The 6,053-nt window shown below is 39.6% G+C and carries 3 protein-coding genes and 1 pseudogene; 2 read left to right on the top strand and 2 right to left on the bottom strand.

Annotated elements, in window-relative coordinates:
- Window positions 1–385 precede the first annotated feature (385 nt).
- Window positions 386–3,031: pseudogene (gene mprF / locus ASJ81_RS08015) on the top strand (bifunctional lysylphosphatidylglycerol flippase/synthetase MprF).
- Window positions 3,032–3,392: 361 nt separating this feature from the next.
- Here the strand turns inward: mprF and ASJ81_RS08010 are convergent.
- Both ASJ81_RS08010 and ASJ81_RS08005 read right to left on the bottom strand, forming a co-directional pair.
- A complete protein-coding gene (locus ASJ81_RS08010; protein WP_095644026.1) occupies window positions 3,393–4,088 on the bottom strand; it encodes a type 1 glutamine amidotransferase in 696 nt (231 codons plus the stop codon).
- 96 nt (window positions 4,089–4,184) lie between these two features.
- Complete coding sequence (locus tag ASJ81_RS08005) at window positions 4,185–4,727, bottom strand: cysteine hydrolase family protein (protein ID WP_095644025.1); 543 nt, start codon at window positions 4,725–4,727, stop codon at window positions 4,185–4,187.
- 363 nt (window positions 4,728–5,090) lie between these two features.
- Between ASJ81_RS08005 and ASJ81_RS08000 the strand changes: the two genes are divergently transcribed.
- A partial coding sequence (locus tag ASJ81_RS08000) for an IS4 family transposase (RefSeq protein WP_095643260.1) occupies window positions 5,091–6,053 on the top strand: 963 nt, incomplete at its 3' end.

Here is a 6,053-nt window from a genome sequence, read left to right as displayed (position 1 = left end):
AAATGAAAACATCTGCAAAAATAAATTAAAAATATGAAAAAAAGGTAAAAATAAGTCCAGAATGAAGAACCGGTAATAAAAGAATCCAGATAAGGTTGTATGCAGGAAATTGGAACCGATATGTATATATTTTAAGGACATATCTTTGTCTGCTGGAATAAAAATTAAAGAGATTTAACCAGCAATTTGAAAGATTTAAACAAAAATTTTAGAGTTCTATGTAGAAGAAAGGTCAATGTAGGAAAAGCATCTATGTAAAAAATTTAAGAAAGATTTAAATAAGATACTTTGAGATAAATTAAGTAGAAAATTTTAAAAGAGTTGAATGAAAAAATAAGACAAGCTAGCTTAGAAAACAAGATTTTAAGTAAAAACGCTGATCTCAATGACAAACAAAGGAAGTATGCGAGAAAAAACCCTTAAAATAGAAAGGCTTGTAGGCTACATTCTGCCAGTAGCTATATTTTCCCTGGCTTTGTGGACCCTGGAGAGACAGATACGGCATTTGCACTCTATGTATGTCCTCAAAAGCATTACCAGCATTCCGCTGAGCCATATAGAGCTTGCATTCTTCTTAACGGTTTTAAGTTATCTTGCTTTAACAGGTTACGATTACCTGGCAGTTCGTCATATTAATCATCCTCTGCCTTATAAGCAGACTGCCAGGACCTCTTTTATCAGCACATCCATAAGTTATAGTGTTGGTTTTAACGTCCTGACAGGAAGTTCCCTGAGATACAGGTTGTACTCAAGAAAAGGGCTGAATCTACGTCAGATCTGGGAAATTATAGTTTTCTGCATACTCACTTTCTGGGTCGGGTTTTGCTTTGTCGGAGGCTTGCTCTTCACATTCTATCCCGTTAAACTGTCAGATTACGTGCCCGAAATACCTGTACCGTTAAACATTATTGGAATTCTGTTATTGCTTAGTGTTGCTGTTTATTTCTTTTTCTCATTCCGAAAATTGAATTTCAAGGCAAAAGGGTACCAGATCAGGGTCCCTGAACCGAAAATAGCGTTTTTGCAGCTTGGCTTATCATCAGTAGATTACCTGCTTTCTGGAAGTATTATCTATTTCCTTTTGCCTTCAAATCCTCATCTTACCCTGCTTCATGTCCTTGTGTTCTTTGCACTTTCGCAGATTCTAGGGCTGATAAGTACTGTTCCGGGCGGACTCGGGGTTTTTGAGGCCCTGATGTTGTTCATGCTAGAACCATATTTCGGTACTGTGGATATAATCAGGCCGCTTCTCCTTTTCAGGACAATTTACTATTTCGTGCCTTTCCTATTCGGGCTGCTGGCCCTTATATTCTATGAATATCAAGAGAGAGACGAATTCCTGAGGAAAATTGAGAAAGCTACATATTCAAGCCTGTCCGAGCTAGTGCCTCAGGTTTTTTCGATTCTTGTTTTCCTTGGAGGAGTTTCCCTCCTCGTTACCGGAGCTCTTCCTTCAGATCCGAGGTACCTGCATGACCTCAATTACATTATTCCTCTTCCCTTAATCGAAGCCTCCAGGCTTTTTGGAAGCGTTATGGGGGTATTACTCCTGCTCCTGGCAAACGGCCTATGGAAAAGAATTGACGGAGCCTATATTCTTTCTCTTGCCGTACTTTTGATGGGAGGAATTTTTGCCCTCCTTAAGGATTTTGATTACCATGAAGCTGCGGTTCTCTTTATCCTGTTTTTCTTTTTGCTTCCCTGCAGGAAATATTTTTACAGAAAGTCCTCACTTATGCATCAGTCTTTTAGCAGGAGTAATGTAACTGCAATAACCCTTGTATTCGTAAGCTTCGTATGGCTTGGATTCTTCTCATATCGGAACGTTGAATATTCAAACGAGCTCTGGTGGCAGTTCGGAATAAATTCCCAGGCTTCCAGCTTTTTAAGGGCTACAGTCGGAGCTTTCATGCTGCTTCTTGTTTTTGGGATAGCAAAAATGATGAGCCCCTTTTCCAAAGATATTCACATACCAGGGACAGAGGAGATAGAGCTTGCAAAAAGAATTATTAATCAGAGTGAGGAAACGGTTGGAAACCTGGTGTTTACAGGAGACAAATATCTGCTTTTTGATGATAAAAAGCAAGCTTTCCTGATGTACGGAGTTTCCGGAAAGACCTGGGTTGCAATGGGAGATATCGTCGGAACCAGCAGTCAGGCAAAAGAGCTGATCTGGGACTTTTATGAAATGAGTAAATTGCACCAGGGAAGGGCTGCTTTCTATGAAGTGAGCGAAAAATATATTCCTGTTTATCTTGACCTTGGCCTGACCCTTATAAAAATCGGGGAAGAGGCAAAGGTTTCCCTTGAGGCTTTTACCCTGGAAGGAAGTGCAAGTAAGGATTTCCGCTACACCATAAGGAATGTGGAGAAAAAAGGATACTGGTTTGAAATTGTCTCTGGAGAAGCGGTACTTAGTCTTATGCCTGAACTTTGAAGTATCTCGGATGCCTGGCTCGAGTTGAAAGCAGGAAAAGAAAAGCGGTTCTCAATTGGCTTTTTTGACGAGAAATACCTTAGTAATTTCCCAATTGCCCTTGTTAGGAACGAGTCCGAGATCGTTGCTTTTGCAAACATCTGGACAGGTGCGGATAATGAAGAAATCAGTGTTGACCTGATGCGCCATAGTCCCGATGCCCCTGATAGGACAATGGAATACCTTTTTGTCAAACTTATGCTCTGGGGAAAAGAAAAGGGATACAATCGCTTTTCGCTCGGAATGGCACCTCTTTCAGGGCTTGAAACGCGGCAATTCGCTCCTCTGTGGAATAAAATCGGGTCTTTAATCTTTACCCACGGAGAACACTTTTATAATTATAAAGGACTGCGGGATTTTAAAGAAAAGTTCAACCCTGTCTGGAGCCCGAAATATATCGTTCTTCCAAAAGGATTTAAACAGGGTCTGGTACTGAAAGATATAGCAGCCCTGGTCTCTGGGGGAGTGAAAGGGATTTTTTCGAAAGAAAACAGACGGGCAGCAAATCATATAGAATATAAGGTTCCGGAAAAGCCATCCAAAGAACTTACATAAGTTTCTTACCAGATGGTGATCTCTTTTTAAATTTTTTCCGTGTGGGTGTTTCTCCTTAGTTATTGTTTCTCCTTAGTTATTGTTTCTCTTTAGTTATTGTTTCTCCTTAGTTATTGTTTCTCCTTAGTTATTGTTTCTCCTTAGTTATTGTTTCTCATTAGTTATTGTTTCTCCTTAGTTATTGTTTCTCCTTAGTTATTGTTTCTCCTTAGTTATTGTTTCTCCTTAGTTATTGTTTCTCCTTAGTTATTGTTCTCCTTAGTTATTGTTTCTCCTTATATCGTGCCAGTTGAGTATTTCCTCTTTAATTATTCTCTCTAAAGCCTTCTTCTTTTTTAACTCCTATACCGCTTGAACACTCTTAGATCATTTTCTCAAATTTGTCCAGCATTAAAAACATAAATTTCTTTGTACTGGCCAGATATTTTCTCTGCCCGAGCATTTCCTCTTTTTTCTGGACAAACGGCCCATTTACCATCCCATCCCCAAACCGCTTTATCAAGTTCAGAATTCTTTCTTCATTCACCTCAGGGTGAAATTGAAGCGCTACAACTCTCCTGTTGTAGATAAACCCCTGATTCTTGCACCCCTCGCTTTCAAAAAGCTGAACAGCTCCTGCAGGAAGGTCAAAAGTTCTGGAGTGCCAGTGAAAAACTGTGATCTCATCCGGCAGCCCTTCAAAAAATTCCTGCTTATTCTCACTTCGGAACGCCTTTACAGGAAACCAGCCCATTTCCAGATACGGGTTTTCATATACGCGGGCCCCAAGGATATCAGCAAGCAATTGTGCACCAAGGCAGATTCCCAGTACCGGTTTTCCTGCTTCGATCGCCTGTTTGATAAATGTTTTTTCGTCTTTCAGCCAGGGGTTTTCTTTATAATCGTAGATTCCCATGGGCCCGCCCATAATGATAAGAAGATCAAAGGAATGAAGTTCCGGAGGGTTCGTTGTTTCGTAAAAACGGGTTGATTCAAGCCTGTGGCTTTTAGTTTTTGCGTATTCTTCAATGGTGCCGAGAGTGTTTATTGAAGAGTGCTGGAGAACATGGATTTTCATAAGAGATCAGTTATGGTTTCTTAGAAAATGTCTTAAAATTAAACTTAATTACATAACGGGAAAGGGTTCATGCAATTGAACGGAAAACTGTAGCATTTAATTAAGATATTCTTCGGCAGTCATGATAGTTGCAAACATGCCGTCCAATGCTGCCATGAATGATGCATGAACAGTTTGTGCAGGTAAAATTTCTTCTCCGAATTTAAGATTGCGGGTAGCGCAGGCATCAGCTATCAAGATACATTTAAATCCGAGTTCTTTTGCAGCCCTGACAGTTGTATCTATACACATATGGCTCATTGCTCCGCAGATTATAAGGTCAGTTACTTCCGATTCTTTAAGAACTGATAGGAGTTCGGTCTGTAAAAAACTGTTAGGGAAATGTTTCTCAATGACAGTTTCGTCTGGAAGAGGACTCACGCTCGAATGAATATCCGTTCCCTGAGTTCCGGGTACAAAGAATGTGGCGTCTGATATTGTAGACATATGCTTGATAAAGAAAACAGGTTTACCAGCAGTACGGAACTCTTTAAGGAGTTTTCCTGCTTTTTTTGCTGCTTCTTCCATGCTGACAAGTTCCATTTTGCCGCCAGGAAAATAGTCGTTTTGGATATCAATAAGAAGAAGGGCTTCTTTCATAGATCTAGTGAGTTTACAATACTAATATTCCTTGCGGTTTTTTCAGACTAAGGGCGTGTCTTAAAGTTCAAGTCAATTCTACAATTGGTAACTGGAAACGCTTAGTTTAAAATTGGAAACGCTTAGTTTAAAATAAGACAATAAATTTTTCTGAAACTCGGGCACATATGACCTTATATTGTTTAAATTTCGGTTTTGACCGAAGAATGACAGTTCCAGCCAAAAGTGCACATGACAGAATTATAGCTTAACTTTCTGCAGTTTGTGGAAAGTTTCATTCTCCTTCATTGGTCATCGGTTAAGCACTAAATTCCTTCTCTTGAAGATGTTTTTATATGACAATACCTTAACACATGTATCTCTATGTCTCCTCGTCCCCCACCTACTCTTGAAGACTCTCTTCGGGAAATGTTTCCCGAAGAGTGGTTAAGGCAAACTGCCAAAGAAACTGGTCTTATAAAACGTGAGCGCAAAATTGACCCTGTCATCATCTTTTGGGTTTTAACTCTTAGTTTTGGCGTACGCTTGCAGCGTACACTTTCCAGTTTGAAACGAGAATATGAAACTGAGTCCCATAAAACCATAAGCGATAGCAGCTGGTACTATCGTTTTACTCCAGAACTAGTTGAGTTCCTGCATCAGTGCGTAATTCACGGCATAGAAGAACTTGCAAAAGAACCTGGTAGAAAACTTAGCAAGAAGCTCGAAAACTTCCAGGATATTGTCATTCAGGACAGCACAATTGTTCGTCTTCACTCTTCTTTATCAGATAAATTTCCAGCAGCAAGAGCAAGAACAGTAGCTGCTGGAGTAAAAGTCGGAGTTATGGTAAGTGCGGTTGCTAACGGCCCTAAAACCGTTGCTCTGTACTCCGAAAAATCAGCTGAGATAAAAACATTGAAAATCGGTCCCTGGATCAAAGACCGTATTCTCCTTGTTGATCTTGGTTTCTACAAAACTCAGATGTTTGCAAGGGTTGAAGAAAATGGGGGGTATTTCGTTTCAAGAATTAAAAAGAATATGGATCCTGTTGTTGTTTCAATAGAGGAAGGAATGCCTAAAACAAAGTGCAAAGATTTCATAGGGAAACCTATTAGTGAGTGCATTAAGCAACTTTCTGGAAAAGATATTGATGCAGTTGTAAAAATAGCATTCAAAAGAAGAGAATATAAAGGCAAGCAAAAACAGGATGAGATGAATGTACGTCTTGTTGCAGTATATAATGACGAGGATGAAAAGCACCACATTTATATCACAAATATTCAGAAAGAGATTTTGAATGCAAAAGATATTGCAAACTTATATGGAGCAAGATGGGACATAGAA

It is taken from the genome of Methanosarcina spelaei, from assembly GCF_002287235.1.
Classification (GTDB): domain Archaea; phylum Halobacteriota; class Methanosarcinia; order Methanosarcinales; family Methanosarcinaceae; genus Methanosarcina; species Methanosarcina spelaei.
Note: the sequence above shows the minus strand (reverse complement) of the source record. Positions and strands in the feature narration are given on the sequence as shown.

Coding starts and splice junctions, on each gene's coding strand:
- ASJ81_RS08010 (WP_095644026.1), bottom strand. CDS start 4,088: ATGAAAATCCATGTTCTCCAGCACTCTTCAATAAACACTCTCGGCACC.
- ASJ81_RS08005 (WP_095644025.1), bottom strand. CDS start 4,727: ATGAAAGAAGCCCTTCTTCTTATTGATATCCAAAACGACTATTTTCCT.